This window comes from Micromonospora sp. NPDC002717 (assembly GCF_040295705.1).
In the GTDB taxonomy this organism is placed as follows: domain Bacteria; phylum Actinomycetota; class Actinomycetes; order Mycobacteriales; family Micromonosporaceae; genus Micromonospora.
This window is the reverse complement of the sequence record NZ_JBEOVW010000016.1, coordinates 122,724-142,430: the sequence shown is the minus strand read 5'-3', so window position 1 is coordinate 142,430 and position 19,707 is coordinate 122,724. Positions and strand designations below refer to the sequence as shown.

Sequence of the window (19,707 nt, the reverse complement as noted above, 5' to 3'; positions counted from 1 at the left end):
GTCCGGACCGGTGGCGGCGAGCCGGTCCGCCGTCGGCGAAGACACCCGGTGGCAGCGTCGCGACGGCGCGATCCCGACCGGTGGGACGGTCCCTGTGGTGGTCGACACGGCGTCCGAAAGTCGCGGGACATTGTCGTGGGGCTGCGGCAGAGTGTCAGGAGTGACAGCGGATATCACCCCTGACCGGGCGGCGCTGCGGAGCTGGCTGCCCGGGTTCGTCGCGCTGGCGGCGATCTGGGGCTCCAGCTTCCTGTTCATCAAGGTCGGCGTCGAGGAGCTGCATCCGCTGCACCTCACCCTCTACCGGGTCGGCGCCGGCGCGGTGACGCTGCTGGTGGTGCTCGCCGTGCTCCGTGACCGGCTGCCCACCGAGCCCCGGGTCTGGGCGCACCTGGCCGTGGTCGCCGCGTTCGGTGTCGCCGTGCCGTTCACCCTCTTCGGCTACGGCGAGCAGCGGGTCGAGTCGATGCTCGCGGGCATCTGGAACGCGACCACCCCGCTGATCGTGCTGCCGCTGGCGGTGCTGGTGTTCCGCACCGAGCGGCTGACCGTCCGCCGCGCGGTCGGGTTGGCGCTGGGCTTCGTGGGCGTGCTGGTGGTGCTCGGCGTCTGGCGGGGCGTGGGCGGGGCGCACTTCGTCGGGCAGCTGATGTGCTTCGGTGCGGCCGCCTGCTACGGGGTCGCCATCCCGTACCAGAAGAAGTTCGTCGCCGGCAGCACGCACTCCGGGCTCTCGCTCTCGGCGGCGCAGTTGCTGATGGCGGCGGCCCAGCTCGCGGTCGTCGCGCCGTTCGTCGCGGGGGCGCCGCCGGTGCCGACCGGCCTCTCGGTCGAGGTGGTCGCCAGCGTGCTGGCGCTCGGCGCGCTCGGCACCGGCCTCGCCTTCGTCATCAACATGCGCAACATCCGGGTCGCCGGGGCGAGCACCGCCTCCACCGTGACCTACCTGATCCCGGTCTTCGCGGTGCTGATCGGCGCCCTCGCCCTCGACGAGCGGCTCACCTGGCACCAGCCGGTCGGCGCGCTGGTCGTGCTGCTCGGCGTCGCCGTCTCGCAGGGCCTGATCGGCCGGCGACGGCCGGCGGCCGACGTCGCCGCGCCGGCCGTCGTGCCGGCCACCCCGCGCTGAACGGCCCCGGCCGACGTCGCCGCGCTGGCCACCTGCCGCTGCGGTGCCGCGGTCTCGGCCCGGGGCGCGCCCCGGGCCCGGGGCGGCCGGCGCGGCGACGGCTCAGCGTGCGGCGTGCTCGCGCGCCCAGTCGACCAGCCGGTCGGCGTCCCACGTGTTGACCACCCGGTCGGCGGGCACCCCGCAGAGGGCGGCGCGCTCACAGCCGAACCGCTGCCAGTCGAGCTGCCCCGGGGCGTGCGCGTCGGTGTTGATGGCGAAGTCGCAGCCGGCCTCCAGGGCCCGGCGGATCAGCCGCTTCGGGGGATCCTGCCGCTCCGGCCGAGAGTTGATCTCCACGGCGACCCCGCGCTCGGCGCACGCGGCGAAGACGGCGTCCGCGTCGAAGTCGCTCTCCGACCGGGTACGCGGCCGGTGCGCCCGGTCGCCCGGCCCCTTCACGCCGGCGGGCCGGGACGACACCATCCGCCCGGTGCAGTGGCCGAGGATGTCCAGGTGCGGGTTCGCGATCGCGGCCAGCATCCGCCGGGTCATCTTCGCCCGGTCGTCGTTCAGGCCGCTGTGCACCGAGCCGACCACCACGTCGAGGCGGGCCAGCAGCTTCTCGTCCTGGTCCAGCGAACCGTCGGCGAGGATGTCGACCTCGATGCCGGTCAGGATCCGGAAGCCCTCCGGCAGCGCCTCGTTGACCTTCGCCACGTGGTCGAGCTGGCGGCGCAGCCGGTCCGCGGTCAGGCCCCGGGCCACCTTCAGCCGGGGCGAGTGGTCGGTCAGCACCACGTACTCGTGGCCCAGCTCGACCGCGGCGAGCGCCATCTCCTCGATGGGGGAGCCGCCGTCGGACCAGTCGGAGTGGGTGTGGCAGTCGCCGCGCAGCGCGGTGCGCAGCGCGGTCGCCGCCGCGTCGAGGTCGGTGCCCTCGGTGGCGACCAGCCGGCGCAGGTAGACCGGCTCCTCGCCGGCGAGCGACTCGGCGACGCAGCGGGCGGTGACGTCGCCGACCCCGGACAGCTCGGTGAGCTTGCCGGTGCGGGCCCGCTCGGCCACCTCCCGCGCCGGCAGCGCGGCGAGGGCCGTGGCCGCCGACCGGAACGCCCGGACCCGGTAGGTCGCTTCGTTCGCCCGCTCCAGGAGGAAGGCGATCCGGCGGAGATCGGCGATCGGGTCCCGGGCGCTCATTCCAAGGAAAATACGCCTCCGCGCCGCCGGTCGCAGGAACGACCTGCGGCGCGGTCAGCCGGTCGTCGCCGGGGCCTTCGGGCAGCCGTGCCGGCGGTGCCACGCGGCCACCTCGGCGGCCGGCTCGCGGTTGCCCTTGCGCCGCCACGAGTTCAGGTAGGGCGCCGGCCAGACCACGCCCCGCCGGATCCACCAGCCGTCCCGGCCCGTACACGGCGGAGAGATGCCGAAGTGCAGGTGGCAGACGTTGTTCGCGTTGCCCGTCCGGCCGACCTCGCCGAGCAGCCGCCCCGCCCGCACCCGCACGCCGGCGTCGATCCCGTCGGCGACCCGGCGCAGGTGCGAGCCGTAGTAGCGCACCCCGTCGTCGCCGAGCAGCGAGACCGACAACCCGCCGTTGTAGGGCCCTCGCGGCCCCCGCTTGTCGAACCGGTCCACCCGGCTGACCTCCAGGACGACGCCGTCGGTCACGGCCACCACGGGCTCGCCGCAGTCGGCGAAGATGTCCGTCCCCGGGTAGGCCGAGTGGGTCGGGTGGTAGGCGACGTTCGCCGCGCGTACCGGGAAGACGTGCGGCAGCCCGGCGCGGGTCGGCGCCGCCGACGGGCCGGTCGGGGCGGCGCCGTCGGTCGGGGCGGCGGACGACGGCGCCGACTGCGCGGCCGTGGCCGGCAGGCTCGGGCGGGGGGTGCCGGGTGCCGTCCCGGGCCGGCTCGTCGCGCAGCCGGCGGCCAGCACCGGCACGAGCAACAGCAGGACCGGGTACGCCGGACGCGCGCGGCGGCGTCGGATCGTCGGCGAGGGCATCCGGACATCCTGACAGAGTCGGTACGGTGGGACGAGCCGCACGGCAGAGGGGAGGCGCAGGGTGACGACCGGACCGTACGCCTTCCCGCCCGACCCGGACCTGCGCCCGGCGCCGCGTGCCCCCTCGGGGCTCTTCCCCGCCGGGCCGCCGTCGCGGCCCACCTACCGTGAGCCGCACCCGGTCACCGGCGTGGGCGTCGCCGTGGGCGGCGGCGCGGCGACCGTCTGGCTGCTCCTGTTCGGCCTGCTCGGCCGCAGCGTGTCCGAGTACGCCTGGTGGACGGTGGCGGCCGGCGGCCTGGCCTGGCTGGCCGCGCTGCTGCTGGTCCGCGCCGGCGACCGGGGGGTGGCCACCGGCGTCGCGATCGTCACCGCTGGCGGGTGGAGCATCGCCGCCGCCGTCGTGGCGGTGCGCTGGGCGTCGAGCGGGGACTGGCCGCTCTGGTAGTCCCCGGTCGAGGGGAGGCCCGGGCGGCGGGCGCGGCTGCGCTGCGTCGCGGGTCGGCTGCGCAGCGAATCCTGTCTTGACGTGGCCGCGCGGACTCGGCACTCTCGGCGGTATGGCCTGGACCACTCCGCGGCTCGATCCCGAGCGCAGCCGTCGTCGCCAGCAGCTCCTCGCCGAGTTGGCGGGTGCCCGGGCGGTCCGCCAGCGCGAGCGGCCGCAGCGGGTGCGGAGCGAGCGGCTGCGGGAGCTCATCGCCACCCGCCGTCGCGTCGCCGGCTGACGAGAGTTTCCTCAGGATTGACCGGCCCTTCGGGGCGTTGACCGGTCGCCTGCCGACCCGACCGGCTAACGTGCACGCGTAACGGGTCGGCGTGCCGAGGCTTTTGGGGGGACCGTGTCGTACTTCGCTGCGGCGGTCGTGCGTGACGGCGGCGGCTGGACCGCGGCCGAGGTGAACCTGCGGGGCGTCACCGACGTCGACGACGTCGCCGACCGGCTGCGCGACGTCGACCAGGACGCCGACCTGTCGCTGCTCTTCGTCGAGGCGGACGACGCGTACCTGGTGATCCTGCGCCTGGACGAGGGGGAGGACCTGCGGGTCTTCGGCTCCGACTCGGCGTACGCGGAGGAGTCCCGGCTGGGCGCGTTGCTGGTGGGGGACCTCAAGACCTCGGTGACGGGGATGGACGACACCGACGAGCCGCGCCCGGCCCCTTCCGGCGACGAGGAGGGCCAGCAGCCCGCCGTCGACCCCGAGGCCGACCCGGTCGGCGACGCCGACCTCCTGGCCGACCTGGGCATCCCCGCGCAGAAGCTGCTAAACCTGTGCGCGCAGGAGGGCATGATGCCCGCCGACGTGACCGCCGAGGTGTGCCTGATGCTCGGCTGCGCCGACGAGGTCGAGGAGCTGCGTGAGGTCTGACCCGTCCGGTGTCGCCGGGCCGGGCCGGTCGGGGGCCGGCGGCGGGGAGCCGGCCGACGCCACCGATCCGGCGCTGGAGACCGTACGGCCGGGGCAGCCGACCCCGGGCTCGGTCGGCCGGGTCGGGCCCGGCGCGCACGAGGAGCTGGCCGACCCGGACGGCGCCGGCCGGCGGCAGCGGCACGAGCTGTGGATGCGCCGGGCGCTGGAGGTCGCGGTCACCGGGCCGGCGGAGCCCCCCGGCGGCGCGGGCGAGGACAGCTCCGACGACATCCCCGTCGGCGCCGTGCTCTACGGGCCGGACGGCGCCGAGCTGGCGACGGGGCGCAACGAGCGGGAGCTGACCGGCGACCCGACCGCGCACGCCGAGGTGCTGGCGCTGCGCCGGGCGGCGGAGCGGCTGGGCCGCTGGCGGCTCGACGGCTGCACGCTGGTGGTCACCCTGGAACCCTGCACGATGTGCGCGGGCGCGCTCGTGCTGGCCCGGGTGTCCACTGTGGTGTTCGGCGCCTGGGAGCCGAAGACCGGGGCCGCCGGTTCGCTCTGGGACGTGCTGCGCGACCGCCGGCTCAACCACCGGCCGGAGGTCTACGGCGGCGTCCTGGAGTCGGAGAGCGCCGCGCTGCTGCGCGCCTTCTTCCGCTGAGGCAGGGGCCGCTTTCCCCGGTGGGAGTCAGGCGGGCGGTAGCTCGACCGTGACGTCCAGCCCGCCGCCGTCGCGGGGGCGGGCCGTCACCGTGCCGCCGTGCGCCCGGGTCGCCGCCCGGACGATGGACAACCCGAGGCCGAACCCGCGGCCACCGCCGACCCGCTCGCCGGCGAGCCGGCGGAACGGCTCGAAGATGGCCGCCATCTCGTAGCCGGGCACCACCGGGCCGGTGTTGCTCACCGTCAGCGTCGACCGCCCCGCCACCACGCCGGTGCGGATTCCGACCCACCCGCCGGTCGGCAGGTTGTGCCGCAGCGCGTTCTCCACCAGGTTCGTGGTGATCCGTTCCAGCAGCACCGGGTCGCCGCTGACCGGCGCCGCCGCCAGCTCCCGGTCCACCACCGGCCCGGTATCCGGCCGGACCGCCTGGTCGACGACGTGCGCGGCCACCTCGGCCAGGTCCACCCGGGACCGGGCGCTGAGTTCGTTCTCCGAGTCGGCCAGGGTGAGCAGACCGTCGATCAGCCGCTCGTGCCGCTCGTTCACCGAGAGCAGCAACTCGCCCAGCCGGCGGACGTCCTCGGACGCGCCCGGCCGGGTGACGGCCACCTCGATCAGCGAACGGTTGAGCGCCAGCGGGGTGCGCAGTTCGTGCGAGGCGTTCGCGACGAACCGGCGCTGCCCGTCGAACGAGCGGTCGAGCCGCTCCACCATCTCGTCGAAGGTGTCCGCCAGCTCCCGGACCTCGTCCCGTGGCCCGGAGAGCGAGATGCGTTCGTGCAGCCCGCGTCCGGCCACGTCGGCGCCGGCGATCCGCCGGGCGGTCCCGGTGATCTGGTGCAGCGGTTGCAGCGCCCGGCCGGCGACCAGCCAGCCGAACGCGATGGCCACCACGGAGACCAGGAGCAGCGCGATACCGCCCTGGGTGAGCAGCGAGTACAGGGTCTGGTCCCGGGCGTCGTCCTGGGCCCTGTTGACCAGCACCCGCAGCTGTTCGGCCGGGACGCCGTTGATGTCCGGCCCCGTCCCCTGGACGAACGGCTTGGCGTCGCGCAGCGCCATCCCGACCGGCTGCGTCGTGCGCTGTTCGACCAGTACGTAGGTGACCGCGAGCAGGACCAACCCGGCGACCAGGAAGAGGCCGCCGTAGATCAGGGTCAGCCGGGCCCGGAGGGAGAGGCGCTTCACGAGATCCGGTATCCCACACCGGGCACGGTTTCGACCACCGGCGGGTCGCCCAGCTTGCGGCGCAGCTTCATCACGGTGACCCGGACGACGTTGGTGAACGGGTCGATGTGCTCGTCCCAGGCCCGCTCCAGCAGCTCCTCGGCGGAGACCACCGAGCCGTCGGCGCGCAGCAGCTCGACCAGCACCGCGAACTCCTTGCGGGACAGCGGCACGTACCGGCCGTCCCGGTGCACCTCGCGGCGGCCGGGGTCGACCACGATGCCGGCCCGGGCCAGCGTGGGCGGCGCGGCGGGGCGGGCCCGCCGGCTCAGCGCGTGCACCCGGGCGGAGAGTTCGACCAGGGCGAACGGCTTGGTCAGGTAGTCGTCGGCGCCGAGCGCCAGGCCGGCCACCCGCTCCCGGACGGCCGCCGCCGCGGTGAGCATCAGCACCCGCGTCTCCCCGCCGCCGTCCACGATCGCCCGGCACACCTCGTCGCCGTGCACGAGCGGCAGGTCCCGGTCGAGGACGACCACGTCGTAGTCGTTGACGCCGAGCCGCTCCAGCGCCGCGTCGCCGTCGTACGCGACGTCGACCGCGAACGCCTCCCGGCGCAGCCACTCGGCGATGCTCTCCGCGAGCAGGCTCTCGTCCTCCACCACCAGCACTCTCACCCGCCAATGGTGCCGCGCCCCGGATAACGCCGCCGTTAACGCCGCCGGTTACGCCCCGGATACGCCCCCTGTCGTCGACTGGTCGGGACGCCCGGTGGAGTGCCGGGCCGAACGGGGGGTGCCCGGCGACGTCCGCCGGGCCCGGAGAGGAAGCGTGTCATGCGACGAGGACTACTCGCGGTGCCGCTGCTGGTCGCCCTGGCCGTCGCCGGCTGCGGCGGGTCGGGCGACGGACCGGATGTGGCGACGGCGGGCGGCGGCGGTGCCGAACCGGTGTCGGCCTCCTCCGCCGCCCAGCTCGGCGACGGGGAACGGCAGTTGAAGTTCGCCGAGTGCATGCGGGAGAACGGGGTGGAGGTGCCGGACCCGGAGCCGGGTGGCGCCCGGCTGTTCCGGTTCGACGAGAAGACCGACCCGGGGAAGGTGCAGGCGGCCATGGAGAAGTGCCGGCAGCACCTGCCGAACGGCGGGGAGAAGCCGAAGCTCGATCCGGAGCAGGTGGAGCGGCTGCGCAAGCTCGCCGCCTGCATGCGCGAGAACGGCGTGCCCGAGTTCCCGGACCCCTCCGCGGACGGCGGCATCCAACTGCGGCTCGACGCGATGAAGGTCGACGACCAGCAGGTGAAGGCCGCGATGGAGAAGTGCCGGCAGTACGCACCGGAGAACGCCGGAGCCGCGCGGTGAGCGCTCGACGGGTCCGGCTCCGGACGGTCGCGCTGGCCGCCGCCGTCGTGGTCGCGGCCGCCGTCGGTGTCGCCGCCGCGGTGGGCTTCGACGGGACCGACCGCAGCACCGCCGCCGCCGACACCGCCCCGCCGGCCACCGCCACGGTCACCCGGCAGACGCTGACCGACGCCCAGACCGTCGACGGCGAGTTGGGGTACGGCACCACCCGCACCGCCTCCGCCCGGCTGAGCGGGACGATCACCACGGTGCCGGACACCGGTGCGACGGTGAAGCGGGGCGGGCGGCTCTACGCCGTGGACAACGACCCGGTGGTGCTGCTCTACGGGTCGCTGCCCGCGTACCGGGTGCTCCAACCCGGGGTGGAGGGGGCGGACGTCGAGCAGTTCGAGCGGAACCTGCGCGCGCTCGGCCACGACGGCTTCACGGTCGACGACGAGTACACGGGCAGCACCGCCGACGCGGTCCGGCAGTGGCAGGAGAAGCTGGGGCTGCCCGAGACCGGCCGGGTCGAGCCGGGCCGGATCGTCTACGCGGCCGGCGCGGTCCGGGTGGAGAGCCAGCAGGCGGCGCCCGGGGACGCGGCCCAGCCGGGCCAGGCGGTGTTGACGTACACGGGCACCAGCCGGTTGGTCACCGTCGAGCTGGAGGTCGACGACCAACGGCTGGCGAAGAAGGGCGGCGCGGTCTCCGTCAGCCTGCCCGACGGTGGGCCGGTCAACGGAAAGGTCGAGACCGTGCAGACGGTGATCGACGCCGGCACCGGCGGCGCGGCGGGGCAGGACAGCGAGGCCGAGACGAAGATCGAGGTCACCGTGTCGGTGGCCGACCCGGCAAAGCTCGCCGGCTACGACCAGGCGTCCGTGGAGGTCACCTTCACCGCGGCCGAGCGGCCCGACGTGCTCACCGTGCCGGTGGCGGCGCTGCTCGCCCTCGCCGAGGGCGGCTACGGGGTGGAGGTGGTCGACGCGGGGCGGAGCCGGATCGTCGCGGTCACGACCGGGCTCTTCGCCGCCGGCCGGGTCGAGATCAGCGGCCCGGACGTGGCCGAGGGCATGACCGTGGGGATGCCGGCATGACCGCTGACGCCGTCGTGCTGGACGGGGTGAGCCGGACGTACCCGGGCGGGGTCGTGGCGCTGCGTGAGGTGTCGTTGCGGATCCGATACGGCGAGCTCCTGGCGATCGTCGGCCCGTCCGGGTCGGGCAAGTCCACCATGCTGCACCTGATCGGCACGTTGGACCGCCCGTCCGCCGGCCGGGTCCGGATCGACGGGTACGACGTGGCGATCCTGCCGGACCGTCAGCTGGCCGCGCTGCGGGCCCGCCGGATCGGCTTCGTCTTCCAGCAGTTCCACCTCGCCGCCGGCACGCCCGTGCTGGACAACGTCGCGGACGGGCTGCTCTACGCCGGCGTACCCCGGCGGGAGCGGCGGCGGCGCGCGGAGGCCGCGCTCGACCGGGTGGGGCTGGGGCACCGGCTGACGCACCGGCCGCACGAGCTCTCCGGCGGCGAGCGACAACGGGTCGCGGTGGCCCGGGCGGTGGTCGGGGAGCCGGCGGTGCTGCTCGCCGACGAGCCGACCGGCAACCTCGACTCGGTGGCCGGTGCCGGGGTGCTGACGCTGCTGCGCGAGTTGCACGAGGCGGGCACCACCATCGTGGTGATCACGCACGACCGGGAGATCGCCGACGGGCTGCCGCGGCAGGTGCGGATGCGGGACGGCCGGGTGGTGGCCGACTCGGCGGCGCTGGTCTCCGAGGGGGTGTGCTGATGGCGGTGGACACCCGGCGCGACCGGCGTGGGCTGACGGTGGTGGAGGACCGGCCGCGGCTGGTGCCGGCCCGGCTGGTGCCGGCCGACGTGCTCCGGGTCGGCGGGGTGGGGCTGCGCACCCGACCGCTGCGCGCGTTTCTCTCCGCCCTGGGCATAGCGATCGGCATCGCGGCGATGGTGGCGGTGGTCGGCATCTCGTCGTCGTCCCGCGCCGACCTGGACCGCACCCTGGACCGGCTCGGCACCAACCTGCTCACCGTGGCCCCGGGCCGCACGCTCTTCGGCGACCAGGCGCGACTGCCGGTGGAGTCGGTCGCCATGATCGGCCGGATCGGGCCGGTGACCGCGGTGGCCGCCACCGGGCAGGTGCCGGAGACCTCGGTCTACCGCTCCGACCGCATCCCGCCGGGCCAGACGGGCGGCATCGCCACCCGGGCCGCCCAGCTCGGGCTGGTCGACACCGTCGGCGCGACGGTACGCAGCGGCACCTGGCTGAACGCGGCCACCGAGCGGTACCCGGCCGTGGTGCTCGGCGACGCCGCCGCCCGGCGGCTCGGGCTCGGCGCGGCCGGCCCGGACGTGCAGGTGCACCTCGGCGGGCGCTGGTTCACCGTGGTCGGCATCCTGGCGCCGGCCCCGCTCGCCCCGGAGTTGGACGGCTCGGCGCTGGTCGGCTGGCCGGCCGCGGAGACGTACCTGGGCTTCGACGGGCACCCGACGACCGTCTACACCCGGTCGCGGGAGGCGTCGGTGGAGGCGGTCCGGTCGGTGCTCGGCGCGACCGCGAACCCGGAGGCGCCGAACGAGGTGGCGGTGTCCCGGCCGTCGGACGCGCTGGCGGCCGCGGAGGCCACCGACGAGGCGTTCACCGGCCTGCTGCTGGGCCTCGGCGCGGTGGCGTTGCTGGTCGGCGGTGTCGGGGTGGCGAACATTATGGTCATCTCGGTGCTGGAGCGGCGCGCCGAGATCGGGCTGCGGCGCTCGCTGGGTGCCACCCGGGGGCAGGTTCGCACCCAGTTCCTGGCCGAGTCGCTGCTGCTCTCCGCGTTGGGCGGGGCGGGCGGGGTGCTGCTCGGCATCCTGGTCACCGCCGGCTACGCGCTCTCCCAGGGGTGGCCGACCGTGGTGCCGGCCTGGGCGGTGGTCGGCGGCGTGGCGGCGACCCTGGCGATCGGTGGTGGCGCCGGCCTGTATCCGGCCGTCCGCGCCGCCCGGCTCGCCCCCACGGAGGCGCTGGCCTGACGGTTCGGGTGCGTCCGTGGTCGCCTGCGCGACCGGCGGACGCACCCGGACCGCGTCAGGCTGGGGTCGGGGCGGGGCGGAGCAGGGTGGCGGCCACCGCCTGCGCGGTCTCGGTCCACGGCGCCGGGCGCAGAGTGGCCGGGTCGAGCCGGACGATGGCGCGCCGGCCCTCGGCGTGCACCACCCGGCCGTCGACGGAGCGGAACTGGTAGGCGTACTCGGCGCTGCTGGTGCCGAAGTGTTCGAGCCAGAAGTGCACCGCCACGGGCCCGGTGCCGGTGATCGGGGCGCGGTAGGTGATGGTGAACTCGCGTACCGCGTGGAACACGTCGGGGGCGCTGTGCTGCCCGCCCTGGAACGAGACGCCGCGGGCGGCCCAGTACGGCGTCAGGGCCCGTTCCAGCAGCACGGCGTACCGGGCGTTGTGCAGGAGGCCGAGGGCGTCGAGGTCGTCGAAGTGCACCGTGACGTGCTCGACGTGACCGAACTCGACGGTGGGCTGGTCGGCGATGGCGTGGCTCATGAGCGGCCTTCCGGTAGCAGGGTGGGGTCGGGGCACAGCGCCCGTAGGCGGTTCAGCAGGCCCTGGCGGGCGTGCCGGTAGGCGGTGTCGGGGTCCAGCAGCCGGGAGCGCAGCGCGGCGGTGATCCCGAGCGCGTCGATCTCGTACGCCAGTTGCGGGACGTCGGTGTCGGCGGGTAGCTCGCCGGCGTCGACGGCCTCCCGGACGAGCCGTTCGAGGAACGCGGCCCAGCGGCCGAACACCTCGGCGAGCCGGTCCCGGACCGGGCCGGGGCGGGCGTTGTACTCGAAGTCGGTGCTGGCGAAGAAGCAGCCGCCGGGGAGCACCCGGGCGGCGTAGAAGTCGATCCGGGCCTGGTGCAACGCCCAGAGCCGCCGTACGCCGCCGGGGGCGCGCAGGGCCGGGGCGACGATCCGCTCCTGCCACTGCTCCACGGCCCGGTCGATGGTGGCGAGCTGGAGCGCCTCCTTGGAGCGCCAGTGCGCGAACAGCCCGGACTTGCTGACCCCGAGCGTGTCGGCGAGCTGGGCGAGGGAGAGCCCGTGCAGGCCGACCTCGGTGGCCAGCACCACGGCGGCGTCCAGCGCGGCCGTGCGGGTCCGGTCGCCCCGCGCGACGCGTCCGTCGAGTGTCATGGGGAGAGGCTAATAAATAAGCACGACCGGTCGTATAGTTTTGTCGGGTGACGGTCGTCACGACACCGCCCCGCCGTCCGGCGGACGACGGGGCGGTGGAGCCGAAGGGGGGGGAGGGGGATCAGGCGATGATCGTGTCCAGGGCGATCTCGACCATCTGGCTGAAGGTCTGCTCGCGCTCCTCGGAGGTGGTCTTCTCGCCCGTCTTGATGTGGTCGCTGACCGTCAGCAGGGTCAGCGCGCGGGCCTTGAACCGGGCGGCGATGGTGTAGAGCGCCGCCGACTCCATCTCCACCGCCAGCACGCCGTAGTCGGCGAGGTTGTCGTAGAGGTCCGGGCGGTCGGTGTAGAAGGCGTCCGCCGCCAGGATCGGGCCCACCCGCATGGCGATGCCGCGCCGCTCGGCCACCTCGACCGACGTGCGCAGCAGCCCGAAGTCCGCGACCGGGGCGTAGTCGATCAGCCCGTCGAAGCGCATCCGGTTCATGTTCGAGTCGGTGGACGAGCCGATCGCCGCGATCACGTCGCGCAGCCGCAGGTCCTCGGTCAGGGCGCCGCAGGAGCCGACCCGGATCAGGCTCTTCACGCCGTACTCGTTGACCAGCTCGTGGGCGTAGATCGAGGCGGAGGGCATGCCCATGCCGGAGCCCTGGACGGAGACCTCGACGCCGTTCCAGCGGCCGGTGAAGCCCAGCATGCCCCGGACCGTCGAGTAGCAGCTGGCGCCCTCGAGGTAGGTCTCCGCGATCCACTTGGCCCGCAGCGGGTCGCCCGGCATCAGGACCCGCTCGGCGATCTCTCCCGGCTTCGCGCCGATGTGCGTACTCATGGCAAAGATCCTGCCAGGCCGGAGGCGGGGATACCGGTTCGGCATCCAGACCCGCGGTCCTGTACCCTCGTCGGCGGTGGCGTGTCCGAGCGGCCTAAGGAGCACGCCTCGAAAGCGTGTGAGGGTTTACGCCCTCCGAGGGTTCAAATCCCTCCGCCACCGCTCGTGACAAGCGAGGACGCCCGGTCGATCCGCGAGGATCGGCCGGGCGTTCCGCTTGTGGTCCCGGTTTCGGCGGTACGCGAGCGGGCGCGGTAACCCGGACGCCCGTCAGCGCCGGTCGAGTTCCGACTCCAGCCGCTGGATGAGCGTCTTGCGACCCTTGTTGTCGCGTTCGTTCCGCAGTGCCGCCTTGAGTTGGCCCGTGTCGAGGCCCCGGACGAGCTTGGCGGCCTCGGCAACCGGCAGCTCCGACAGCCGCCCGACCGACGTGGCGTTCCGGCGTGCGCGGCTGGCCCGCTCGGTGTTGGCGACGTACTGCTTGCCGGACCTCGACTCCTTCCGCTTCTTGGTGTCGGTCTTGCGCTGCTCCTCGTCGGAGAGCTGCTCCCAGGCCTGTTTGGGCAGGTATCGACTCGTCTCGTCGCCGTGCCGCGCCCGGGTGTCGCCTTCCCTGGTCTGCCAGTGCTCGCCGCCCCAACGCTGCAGGGACTTCTGCCGCTCGTCCTTCGGGCCCTCGTAGCCTCCGCCGCGCTTCTGGTACTCCTTGGTGAGCCGTTGCGACTTGCGCGCCGACCACTGCCCCTGCCTGCCGCCCTTGTCGGAAGCCATGATCTCTTCCTTGAGTTGTTCTCTCAGCTCGGGCTTCGTGTACCGCGCCATGTCGGGCGGATACCCGGCACTCCGCCGCACATGCCTGCCGCGCCCCCGACCCCGTCGACGTCCGATCCATCCGCAAGGCGTAGCCGGTCGGGGCCGCAGTGCCGCACGCCGCTGGCGTCGAAGACCGGCAGGCGGAGTTCAGCAGGGGCTGTGGCCCTCCTCGAAGAGGCGCTCGGCCCACTCGGCGTACCCGACGATGATCTTGCGGACCGTGCGCCCGTCGTGCAGGAACAGGTACGCGCGGTCGCCCCGCCGGGCGAGCAGCCCGTCGAACCGGTGTGTCCCCTGTGGAGCCTCCAGCTCGCGCGCCGACGGGTAGCGGCCCCAGACCTCGTTGACGGGGCTGCCGGCGGTGACGCCCTCCGGGGTGCGCGTCGCGTCGCCGAGCCAGAGCAGCACGAGCCGGTCATCGACGAAGATCGGGCTGGTCGTGTCGTGCCCGGCGAGTGACGGGCCGCAGGCGTCGACGTCGGTACGCAGGATGCCCCGCCGGGTCAGCTCGTCCTCGGTGTCGCCGAACTCGATGTCGTGGAGCCCGTTCAGACCGACTACGTCGACGGCTCCGGCGGGCCGACCGTCCACTTCGGGCAGTTGCGGGCGCACGCCACTGCCCGCGATCGAGGCAGCCGTCAGCAGCGTCGCGATGAACGCGAATTGTCGCAATTTCATAGAATCCCCCAGTCCCCAACGGGGCCGGGGCGCTCAGGTTGCTGCTCGTCCCCAGATTGCCGGCTTTCCCACTCGTCGGCCAGCTCGTCCCAGTAGTCGGCGCTCAGCCGCCGGCGGCCGTGCGTGAGCCACCCGGCGGTGCTCCGCTCGACGTGCAGGCCCAGCTCGGCGAACGGGTCGATCCACGCGCCGGGCTCCGCGCCGAGCCGGGTGAGCGCGGCGTTGAGCGGCCACTCCGACCGGGGCCCGTCGAAGAGGTGGTCGACGCGCGGCCCCCAGCTCACCCCGCCGCCGAGCCACACCACCGCCGACTGGTAGCCGGCGCCGCCGGCGAACTCCGCCTCCAGGTACGCCACCGGGCCCGACCGCGACCAGCCCGCGAGGACCCCGGCGAGGGCGGCCGAGAGCACCAGGTGGAACGGCTCCGCGGGCGACCGTTCCGCCACGGAGAAGTCGGGCAGCGCCCCGGTCAGCTCCTCGACCAGTTGCGGGGTGGCCGGCAGCAGCGCGAAGTCCTGGCGCAGCTCGCCGAGGACCGCGTGGTCGAGGTCGGCGGTCTGCTCGCGGAGCAGCTCGGCGTCCGCGACGACCGCGCTGAGCTGGTAACCCATCGGAGCCCTCCGCCGTCCACAGCCTGTGGATGGAACATGTGTACGACGGACCCGCCTCCGTCACCAACCACCCGCACGCTACCGCCCACCCCCGCCGCCGTGGGGACGCGACGACCCCCGTGATCTTGCACTTTCGGCCCCTGTTTCAGGCGGAATGTGGGCCTTCGCCCGGGCACGAGGTGCAAGATCGCCGGGGCGGGTGGGGGAGGGCGGCGAGGTAGCGGGTGGCGAGGGTGTGGAGGAGGTCGTGGAGTTCGGGGGGAGCCAGGACCGTGAACGGGACGTCGAACTTGCTCAGGTAGGTGGCCAGGTCGTGCAGCGAGTCGGTGCCGGTGACCAGCTCGCACGTCGCGTCGTCGATCGGGATGATCTCGCCGGAGGTGGGGGTGCTCCGCTCGGCCACCACCGAGGCGGGCGCGTGGAACCGGATGCGCGCCTGGTACGCCCAGACCAGCGAGCGGACCCCGCGCAGCACGTGCGCCGCCGCGTCGCCGCCCGGCGGCTCGCGCGGCACGAACCGTGGCCCGGCCGGCGGCAGCGGACGCATCCGGTCGGCCCGGAACGTGCGCCAGTCCCGCCGCTCCGTGTCCCAGGCCAGCAGGTACCAGCGGCGGCCCGTGTAGACGAGGGTGTGCGGCTCGACGTCGCGCACGCTGGCGCTCCCGTCGTGGCCGGCGTATTCGAACCGCAGCCGTTCGTGCCGGTGCGCCGCTGCCGCGACGGTGGTCAGCGTGCCGGCGTCGACGGTCGGCCCGCCGCCGGCCGCCGAGACCGTGGTGGTGCGCAGGGCGTCGACGCGCGGGCGCAGCCGCGCCGGCAGGGTCCGTTCGAGCTTGGTCAGCGCCCGCAGTGACACGTCCTCGATGCCGGTGACCGAGCCCGCCGCAGCCGCCCGCAGGCCGACCGCGACCGCCACCGCCTCGTCGTCGTCGAGCAGCAGCGGCGGCAGCGCGGTGCCGGCGCCGAGGCGGTAGCCGCCGGCCGGCCCGGTGGTCGAGTCCACCTGGTAGCCGAGCTGCCGGAGCCGGTCGACGTCGTTGCGGACGGTCCGGGTGGTGACCGCAAGCCGGGCCGCCAGGTCGGCGCCGGACCAGTCGCGCCGTTGCTGGAGGAGCGAGAGGAGCCGCAGGAGCCGTACCGAGGTTTCCAGCATTTCCCGATTCTGCCCGGGATTGAGGAAACTGGTGTTCCTCAACCGGTCCTAGCGTGAGGTCATGACGGAGACACCGAGACTGCGCGGCATGGCCAACGTCAGCTACTGGGCGGCCGACTGGCAGGCGGCCAAGGGCTGGTACACGGAACTGATCGGCTTCGAGCCGTACTTCCTGCGCGACGGCTACGCGGAATGGCGCCTCGGCGACCATCAGGACGAGTTGGGCCTCATCGACAGCCGCTACCGCCCGCCAGGCGCGGCGTCCGGGCCGGGCGGCGTCGTCCTGTACTGGCACGTCGACGACGTGCACGGCATGTTCGCGCGGCTGCTCGCCCTGGGCGCCACCGCGCACGAGCCGCCGCAGGACCGAGGCAGCGGCTTCGTGACCGCCACGGTGGTCGACCCGTTCGGCAACCTGCTGGGCGTCATGTACAACCCGCATTACGTCGAGATCCTCGCCGGGCAGGGCTGACAACCGTGGACGAGGTCGAGATCATCCGGTGCGCGGACGCCGACGCCCCGCAGCGCAGCGCCGCCGTACCCGAGGATCTCGTCGCGGCGCTCGCGGGCAGCGACCGTGCCCGCGTGGCGTTCGAGGCCCTGAGCCGCAGCGACCGGTACGGGATCTTCCTGCCGCTGCTCAAGGCGCGCACGCCGGCCGGCGGGCCGGCGCGCTGCGGCGGGCGCTGGCGACCCTGGAGGCCGCCACGGTGCCGGCGGAGTGACGCCACGTCCGGGCGGCGGAGTGACCCCAGGTCGTCCGGGGCGGCGGAGTGACCCGCTGCCCCGGACGCCGACCCGGGTCACCGCCGCGCGGTCAGGGGCGCTCGGCGATCCGGCTGACGAACGCGCGCCACGCCGCCGGCGGGAAGGCGAGCGCCGGGCCGGCCGGGTCCTTCGAGTCGCGCACGGCGACGACGCCGGGCAGGTTGTCGGCGACCTCGACGCAGTCGCCGCCGTTGCCGCTGCTGCGGCTGCTCTTGCGCCACCGCGCGCCATTCAGCTCCATGTCTCCGCCACTTCCGAGATGAGATCGACAGACTGCCAGTGGGTCAGCGCCTCGCCGCGCACGTTCTCCCACGCAGCCATCATGGCGGCGATGTCCGCGGGGTCGCTAACCAGTTGGCCCTGGAGTTGGTTGTCGAGATAGCCGGCGATCCGGTGGTCGTGGCTGTTGGCGATGACGAACGGCCCGTTCAGCCCCGCGTAGGCGCCGACCGACGACGGCACGACGTGCACCCGGACGTGCGGCTCGGCGCAGGCGGTGACCAGGGCCCGGAGCTGCTCGCGCATGGTGGCCCGGCCACCGACCGGCCGGCGCAGCACCGCCTCGTCGACGACGGCCGTGAACAGCGGCGGCTCGTCCTGCCGGAGGATGCCCTGCCGGGCGAGCCGGGCGGCCAGGTGCCGCTCGACGTCGCCCCGGGGGAAAAGGCCACCGCCGGTCAGCACGGCACGGGCGTACGCCTCGGTCTGGAGCAGCCCGGGCAGCACCGCCGACTGGTACGACCGCAGCGACACCGCCTCGCGCTCGATCTCCTGCCACGGACGGAACCAGATCGGGTCACGACGTCTCGAAGTGTCCGGCCAGATGTCCGACACGTCCCGGTGGAGGGCCTCCGCCGCCGCCAACCGATGTCGGGGATGCGGGATGCGGTCCTCGGTCAGCCAGCGGCCGACCGTCTTCGGGTCGACCCCGACCTTTTCGGCGAGGGATTCGGTCGTGTGCCCGGTGTCGCTGAGCGCGACCCGCAGCGCGTCGTTCACGGGCTCCTCCCATCGGATGTCCCAAATATCTGGCGACCATACATTTACGCGGTGTATCTGTCTGCTCACCGGCGGCAAGTTGGGGTGACGAAGGCGGCGCGGCCGGTGGAGGCGAGGGAGCCCGGCGGTCGCGCCAGTCGCGGGGCCGCCCCGGCGGGGAGGGCGGGGCGGCCCCCTCCAGCCCGCTCGTCGCGTTCCTCGTCGCACTCCCGGAGGAGGCCCCGCCCGTGCCCACCCGCCAGCCGCCCGGCCCGGCACAGTTGCCCGTCCGGCCCGACGCCGTCGCCGGTCGATGCCAGCCGATCCCGCCCGCGCCTCGCCGGGAGTCCGCGCCTCGCCGGGAGCCCGCGCCTCGCCGGGAGCCCGCGCCCCGCCGGGAGCCCGCGCCCCGCCGGGAGCCCGCGCCTCGCCGGGAGACACGGATGCCTCTGGCCGTCGGCGCGACGATCCGCGTGCCGGACGACGCGTACCGCTTCGGCGAGGGACCGCTGACCCTGCGGATCACCGAGGTGCTGAGCATCGGCCCGTTCGAGGGACGGGTGTGGGCCGAGGTACGCGGCCACGAGCTCACCCCGGACGGCACCCTCCGCGCCCGCGCGCGCTTCGCCTTCGTCCGCGTCGACCGGGTCATGCTGATCCCCGCCGGCCCCGGGCCGGCCGGATCGACGACGCGACCCGCGCCCTCACCGAATTACCCGGTCTCGGTCGTCGCCGGTCCGTCCGGGTCGGGCACCGGCGGCCCAGGGTCCGCGGAGGCGGCGGGGGCGGCCCGGCCGTGAGTCGACGCCGCGAGCACGTCCCGACCCGGCCCACCTGGCGCTGCCGGGCGTGCGGCATCGCCTGGCCCTGCTCGGCGGCGAAGCTGCGGCTGCTCGGCGAGTACCGTCACGACCGCGTCGCGCTCACCGTCTACCTGGCGACCCTCCAGGCCGAGGCCGCCGAGCAACTCGCCGGGCTGGACCACGACGTGAACCCCGCCGACCTGGCCGACCGCTTCGTCTCGTGGGCCCGTGCGCGCGGATGACCGGCCAGCTCACGTCGGGTGGCGCCGGCTCAGGCCAGCAGGTTGACCAGGGCGGCGAGCCCGACGACCACGATCGCGGCGCGCAGCGCCGCCGGCGGCAGCCGACGCCCCCACCGGCCGCCGACCAGGCCACCCACCACGGAACCCACGGCGATGAGCAGTGCCGGCTGCCAGGCCACCGTGCCCAGGGCGATGAACATGACCGCCGCGACCCCGTTCACCAGGCCGGCGAGCACGTTCTTGACCCCGTTGACCCAGCGCAGGTCGGTGGAGAGCAGCACCCCGAGCAGCCCCAGCAGCAGCACACCCTGGGCGGCGCCGAAGTAGCCGCCGTACACCCCGGTGGCGAACACACCGAGGAGCAGGAGCGGCCCGACCCGCCGGACCTCCCCGTCGGCGGGCGGCGGCACGTCCGCCGGGCCCTGCCGCCGGCGGGCCAGCGCCCGGGCCAGTTGCGGCTGCACTAGCACCAGCACCAGCGCCAGCCCGATCAGCGCCGGCACGATGGCCCGGAACGCCCCCGGCGGCAGCCGCAGCAGCAGCACGCCCCCGGTGATCCCCCCGAGCACGCTCGCGACGCCCAACCGCGCCAGCAGCCGGCCGTGCCCGGCCAGATCACGGCGATAGGCGTACGCCCCGGAGAACGACCCCGGCACCAGCCCGACCGTGTTCGACACGTTCGCCACCACCGGTGGAAAGCCCAGGGACAGCAGGACCGGGAAGGTCACCAGCGTGCCCGAGCCCACCACCGCGTTGATGGCGCCGGCCGCGACCCCGGCGGCCAGCACCGCCAGCATCTCGGCGGCGTTCAACATCGTGTTCATCTGTGTCCGCGCCTTCCCCGGGCCGGTCGTCGCCCTCAGGTCGCCGCCGCCCGGATATCTCGCTGTCGAGTGCGGCTGCCAGCGTATGGTTCCGGCCCTGCCGGTTGATCGACCTGCGTCGGAGATCACCACTCGACCCCGGACGCTGGCGTCCCGAAGATCGCCCGTAGGGG

27 protein-coding genes and 1 tRNA gene are annotated in these 19,707 nt (G+C 74.5%); 14 read left to right on the top strand and 14 right to left on the bottom strand.

Features of this window, described 5'->3' with window-relative positions; genetic code table 11:
• Positions 1-160 precede the first annotated feature (160 nt).
• Positions 161-1,129, top strand: a complete 969-nt coding sequence (locus ABT006_RS23550; RefSeq protein ID WP_350709608.1) for a DMT family transporter — start codon at positions 161-163, stop codon at positions 1,127-1,129.
• 102 nt (positions 1,130-1,231) lie between these two features.
• On the opposite strand, the gene ABT006_RS23545 is transcribed toward ABT006_RS23550, so the two are convergent.
• Positions 1,232-2,308 (bottom strand): PHP domain-containing protein, encoded by a 1,077-nt coding sequence (locus ABT006_RS23545; RefSeq protein ID WP_350709606.1) that lies wholly within the window; start codon positions 2,306-2,308, stop codon positions 1,232-1,234.
• Positions 2,309-2,362: 54 nt separating this feature from the next.
• On the bottom strand, positions 2,363-3,115 hold the full coding sequence (locus tag ABT006_RS23540; protein ID WP_350709604.1) for a M23 family metallopeptidase: 753 nt from the start codon (positions 3,113-3,115) through the stop codon (positions 2,363-2,365).
• Positions 3,116-3,176: 61 nt separating this feature from the next.
• On the opposite strand from ABT006_RS23540, the gene ABT006_RS23535 reads away from it, so the two are divergent.
• From ABT006_RS23535 to ABT006_RS23520, 4 genes are all read left to right on the top strand, one after another.
• Complete coding sequence (locus ABT006_RS23535; RefSeq protein ID WP_393268567.1) at positions 3,177-3,563, top strand: hypothetical protein; 387 nt, start codon at positions 3,177-3,179, stop codon at positions 3,561-3,563.
• A 112-nt stretch (positions 3,564-3,675) separates the two neighbouring features.
• Positions 3,676-3,843 (top strand): hypothetical protein, encoded by a 168-nt coding sequence (locus ABT006_RS23530; protein WP_350709602.1) that lies wholly within the window; start codon positions 3,676-3,678, stop codon positions 3,841-3,843.
• A gap of 114 nt (positions 3,844-3,957) precedes the next feature.
• Complete coding sequence (locus ABT006_RS23525) at positions 3,958-4,485, top strand: tRNA adenosine deaminase-associated protein (RefSeq protein ID WP_350709600.1); 528 nt, start codon at positions 3,958-3,960, stop codon at positions 4,483-4,485.
• A 193-nt stretch (positions 4,486-4,678) separates the two neighbouring features.
• Complete coding sequence (locus ABT006_RS23520; RefSeq protein WP_350709639.1) at positions 4,679-5,131, top strand: nucleoside deaminase; 453 nt, start codon at positions 4,679-4,681, stop codon at positions 5,129-5,131.
• 27 nt (positions 5,132-5,158) lie between these two features.
• Here the strand turns inward: ABT006_RS23520 and ABT006_RS23515 are convergent, their stop codons facing one another.
• Positions 5,159-6,322 carry a sensor histidine kinase gene (locus tag ABT006_RS23515; RefSeq protein WP_350709598.1) on the bottom strand — a complete coding sequence of 388 codons (1,164 nt, stop codon included), beginning with the start codon at positions 6,320-6,322 and terminating at the stop codon, positions 5,159-5,161.
• Positions 6,319-6,975: a response regulator transcription factor gene (locus ABT006_RS23510; RefSeq protein ID WP_350679041.1), complete on the bottom strand. Its 657-nt coding sequence runs from the start codon at positions 6,973-6,975 to the stop codon at positions 6,319-6,321. Before ABT006_RS23510 ends, ABT006_RS23515 begins: the two co-directional genes overlap by 4 nt.
• A gap of 159 nt (positions 6,976-7,134) precedes the next feature.
• Between ABT006_RS23510 and ABT006_RS23505 the strand changes: the two genes are divergently transcribed.
• From ABT006_RS23505 to ABT006_RS23490, 4 genes are read left to right on the top strand one after another with little or no spacing between them, the layout of a single operon-like run.
• Complete coding sequence (locus ABT006_RS23505) at positions 7,135-7,659, top strand: hypothetical protein (RefSeq protein ID WP_350709596.1); 525 nt, start codon at positions 7,135-7,137, stop codon at positions 7,657-7,659.
• The gene (locus tag ABT006_RS23500; RefSeq protein ID WP_350709594.1) at positions 7,656-8,738 is read left to right on the top strand and encodes an efflux RND transporter periplasmic adaptor subunit; all 1,083 of its coding nucleotides are present in this window, start codon (positions 7,656-7,658) and stop codon (positions 8,736-8,738) included. The genes ABT006_RS23505 and ABT006_RS23500 overlap by 4 nt, the downstream gene beginning before the upstream one ends.
• Positions 8,735-9,433 (top strand): ABC transporter ATP-binding protein, encoded by a 699-nt coding sequence (locus tag ABT006_RS23495; protein WP_350709592.1) that lies wholly within the window; start codon positions 8,735-8,737, stop codon positions 9,431-9,433. Before ABT006_RS23500 ends, ABT006_RS23495 begins: the two co-directional genes overlap by 4 nt.
• Positions 9,433-10,677 (top strand): ABC transporter permease, encoded by a 1,245-nt coding sequence (locus ABT006_RS23490; protein WP_350709590.1) that lies wholly within the window; start codon positions 9,433-9,435, stop codon positions 10,675-10,677. Before ABT006_RS23495 ends, ABT006_RS23490 begins: the two co-directional genes overlap by 1 nt.
• Before the next feature lie 55 nt (positions 10,678-10,732).
• Here ABT006_RS23490 and ABT006_RS23485 read toward each other — a convergent pair whose 3' ends face one another.
• The 3 genes from ABT006_RS23485 to deoD form a co-directional block, all read right to left on the bottom strand.
• Positions 10,733-11,200: an acyl-CoA thioesterase gene (locus ABT006_RS23485; RefSeq protein ID WP_350709588.1), complete on the bottom strand. Its 468-nt coding sequence runs from the start codon at positions 11,198-11,200 to the stop codon at positions 10,733-10,735.
• Positions 11,197-11,835: a TetR/AcrR family transcriptional regulator gene (locus ABT006_RS23480; RefSeq protein ID WP_350709586.1), complete on the bottom strand. Its 639-nt coding sequence runs from the start codon at positions 11,833-11,835 to the stop codon at positions 11,197-11,199. The genes ABT006_RS23485 and ABT006_RS23480 overlap by 4 nt, the downstream gene beginning before the upstream one ends.
• A 121-nt stretch (positions 11,836-11,956) precedes the next feature.
• Positions 11,957-12,664, bottom strand: coding sequence for a purine-nucleoside phosphorylase (gene deoD / locus ABT006_RS23475; protein ID WP_350709584.1), 708 nt, complete (start codon positions 12,662-12,664; stop codon positions 11,957-11,959).
• A gap of 75 nt (positions 12,665-12,739) precedes the next feature.
• On the opposite strand from deoD, the gene ABT006_RS23470 reads away from it, so the two are divergent.
• Positions 12,740-12,826: transfer RNA gene (locus ABT006_RS23470), tRNA-Ser, on the top strand.
• Between the two features lie 108 nt (positions 12,827-12,934).
• On the opposite strand, the gene ABT006_RS23465 is transcribed toward ABT006_RS23470, so the two are convergent.
• The 4 genes from ABT006_RS23465 to ABT006_RS23450 form a co-directional block, all read right to left on the bottom strand.
• Positions 12,935-13,486: a hypothetical protein gene (locus ABT006_RS23465; protein ID WP_350709582.1), complete on the bottom strand. Its 552-nt coding sequence runs from the start codon at positions 13,484-13,486 to the stop codon at positions 12,935-12,937.
• A gap of 138 nt (positions 13,487-13,624) precedes the next feature.
• Positions 13,625-14,119 (bottom strand): hypothetical protein, encoded by a 495-nt coding sequence (locus ABT006_RS23460; protein ID WP_502891017.1) that lies wholly within the window; start codon positions 14,117-14,119, stop codon positions 13,625-13,627.
• A 32-nt stretch (positions 14,120-14,151) separates the two neighbouring features.
• On the bottom strand, positions 14,152-14,766 hold the full coding sequence (locus ABT006_RS23455) for a hypothetical protein (RefSeq protein ID WP_350709578.1): 615 nt from the start codon (positions 14,764-14,766) through the stop codon (positions 14,152-14,154).
• A gap of 145 nt (positions 14,767-14,911) precedes the next feature.
• Complete coding sequence (locus tag ABT006_RS23450) at positions 14,912-15,919, bottom strand: helix-turn-helix transcriptional regulator (RefSeq protein WP_350709576.1); 1,008 nt, start codon at positions 15,917-15,919, stop codon at positions 14,912-14,914.
• 61 nt (positions 15,920-15,980) lie between these two features.
• On the opposite strand from ABT006_RS23450, the gene ABT006_RS23445 reads away from it, so the two are divergent.
• Positions 15,981-16,391 carry a VOC family protein gene (locus ABT006_RS23445; protein ID WP_350709574.1) on the top strand — a complete coding sequence of 137 codons (411 nt, stop codon included), beginning with the start codon at positions 15,981-15,983 and terminating at the stop codon, positions 16,389-16,391.
• A gap of 5 nt (positions 16,392-16,396) precedes the next feature.
• On the top strand, positions 16,397-16,696 hold the full coding sequence (locus ABT006_RS23440) for a YdeI/OmpD-associated family protein (protein ID WP_350709572.1): 300 nt from the start codon (positions 16,397-16,399) through the stop codon (positions 16,694-16,696).
• Positions 16,697-16,736: 40 nt separating this feature from the next.
• Here ABT006_RS23440 and ABT006_RS23435 read toward each other — a convergent pair whose 3' ends face one another.
• Together ABT006_RS23435 and ABT006_RS23430 are read right to left on the bottom strand one after the other, a co-directional pair.
• Positions 16,737-16,928 carry a DUF397 domain-containing protein gene (locus tag ABT006_RS23435; protein ID WP_350709570.1) on the bottom strand — a complete coding sequence of 64 codons (192 nt, stop codon included), beginning with the start codon at positions 16,926-16,928 and terminating at the stop codon, positions 16,737-16,739.
• Entirely contained in the window at positions 16,919-17,686 is a 768-nt protein-coding gene (locus ABT006_RS23430; protein ID WP_350709568.1) for a helix-turn-helix domain-containing protein, read from the bottom strand. The genes ABT006_RS23435 and ABT006_RS23430 overlap by 10 nt, the downstream gene beginning before the upstream one ends.
• A 422-nt stretch (positions 17,687-18,108) precedes the next feature.
• On the opposite strand from ABT006_RS23430, the gene ABT006_RS23425 reads away from it, so the two are divergent.
• Both ABT006_RS23425 and ABT006_RS23420 read left to right on the top strand, forming a co-directional pair.
• On the top strand, positions 18,109-18,465 hold the full coding sequence (locus ABT006_RS23425; protein ID WP_350709567.1) for a hypothetical protein: 357 nt from the start codon (positions 18,109-18,111) through the stop codon (positions 18,463-18,465).
• The gene (locus ABT006_RS23420; RefSeq protein ID WP_350709565.1) at positions 18,462-18,710 is read left to right on the top strand and encodes a flavin reductase; all 249 of its coding nucleotides are present in this window, start codon (positions 18,462-18,464) and stop codon (positions 18,708-18,710) included. Before ABT006_RS23425 ends, ABT006_RS23420 begins: the two co-directional genes overlap by 4 nt.
• Positions 18,711-18,739: 29 nt before the next feature.
• On the opposite strand, the gene ABT006_RS23415 is transcribed toward ABT006_RS23420, so the two are convergent.
• The gene (locus ABT006_RS23415; protein WP_350709563.1) at positions 18,740-19,534 is read right to left on the bottom strand and encodes a sulfite exporter TauE/SafE family protein; all 795 of its coding nucleotides are present in this window, start codon (positions 19,532-19,534) and stop codon (positions 18,740-18,742) included.
• Positions 19,535-19,707 lie beyond the last annotated feature (173 nt).

Coding starts and splice junctions, on each gene's coding strand:
- ABT006_RS23545 (WP_350709606.1), bottom strand. CDS start 2,308: ATGAGCGCCCGGGACCCGATCGCCGATCTCCGCCGGATCGCCTTCCTC.
- ABT006_RS23540 (WP_350709604.1), bottom strand. CDS start 3,115: ATGCCCTCGCCGACGATCCGACGCCGCCGCGCGCGTCCGGCGTACCCG.
- ABT006_RS23530 (WP_350709602.1), top strand. CDS start 3,676: ATGGCCTGGACCACTCCGCGGCTCGATCCCGAGCGCAGCCGTCGTCGC.
- ABT006_RS23520 (WP_350709639.1), top strand. CDS start 4,679: ATGCGCCGGGCGCTGGAGGTCGCGGTCACCGGGCCGGCGGAGCCCCCC.
- ABT006_RS23505 (WP_350709596.1), top strand. CDS start 7,135: ATGCGACGAGGACTACTCGCGGTGCCGCTGCTGGTCGCCCTGGCCGTC.
- ABT006_RS23495 (WP_350709592.1), top strand. CDS start 8,735: ATGACCGCTGACGCCGTCGTGCTGGACGGGGTGAGCCGGACGTACCCG.
- ABT006_RS23490 (WP_350709590.1), top strand. CDS start 9,433: ATGGCGGTGGACACCCGGCGCGACCGGCGTGGGCTGACGGTGGTGGAG.
- ABT006_RS23485 (WP_350709588.1), bottom strand. CDS start 11,200: ATGAGCCACGCCATCGCCGACCAGCCCACCGTCGAGTTCGGTCACGTC.
- ABT006_RS23480 (WP_350709586.1), bottom strand. CDS start 11,835: ATGACACTCGACGGACGCGTCGCGCGGGGCGACCGGACCCGCACGGCC.
- deoD (WP_350709584.1), bottom strand. CDS start 12,664: ATGAGTACGCACATCGGCGCGAAGCCGGGAGAGATCGCCGAGCGGGTC.
- ABT006_RS23465 (WP_350709582.1), bottom strand. CDS start 13,486: ATGGCGCGGTACACGAAGCCCGAGCTGAGAGAACAACTCAAGGAAGAG.
- ABT006_RS23455 (WP_350709578.1), bottom strand. CDS start 14,766: ATGGGTTACCAGCTCAGCGCGGTCGTCGCGGACGCCGAGCTGCTCCGC.
- ABT006_RS23450 (WP_350709576.1), bottom strand. CDS start 15,919: ATGCTGGAAACCTCGGTACGGCTCCTGCGGCTCCTCTCGCTCCTCCAG.
- ABT006_RS23445 (WP_350709574.1), top strand. CDS start 15,981: ATGACGGAGACACCGAGACTGCGCGGCATGGCCAACGTCAGCTACTGG.
- ABT006_RS23435 (WP_350709570.1), bottom strand. CDS start 16,928: ATGGAGCTGAATGGCGCGCGGTGGCGCAAGAGCAGCCGCAGCAGCGGC.
- ABT006_RS23425 (WP_350709567.1), top strand. CDS start 18,109: ATGCCTCTGGCCGTCGGCGCGACGATCCGCGTGCCGGACGACGCGTAC.
- ABT006_RS23415 (WP_350709563.1), bottom strand. CDS start 19,534: ATGAACACGATGTTGAACGCCGCCGAGATGCTGGCGGTGCTGGCCGCC.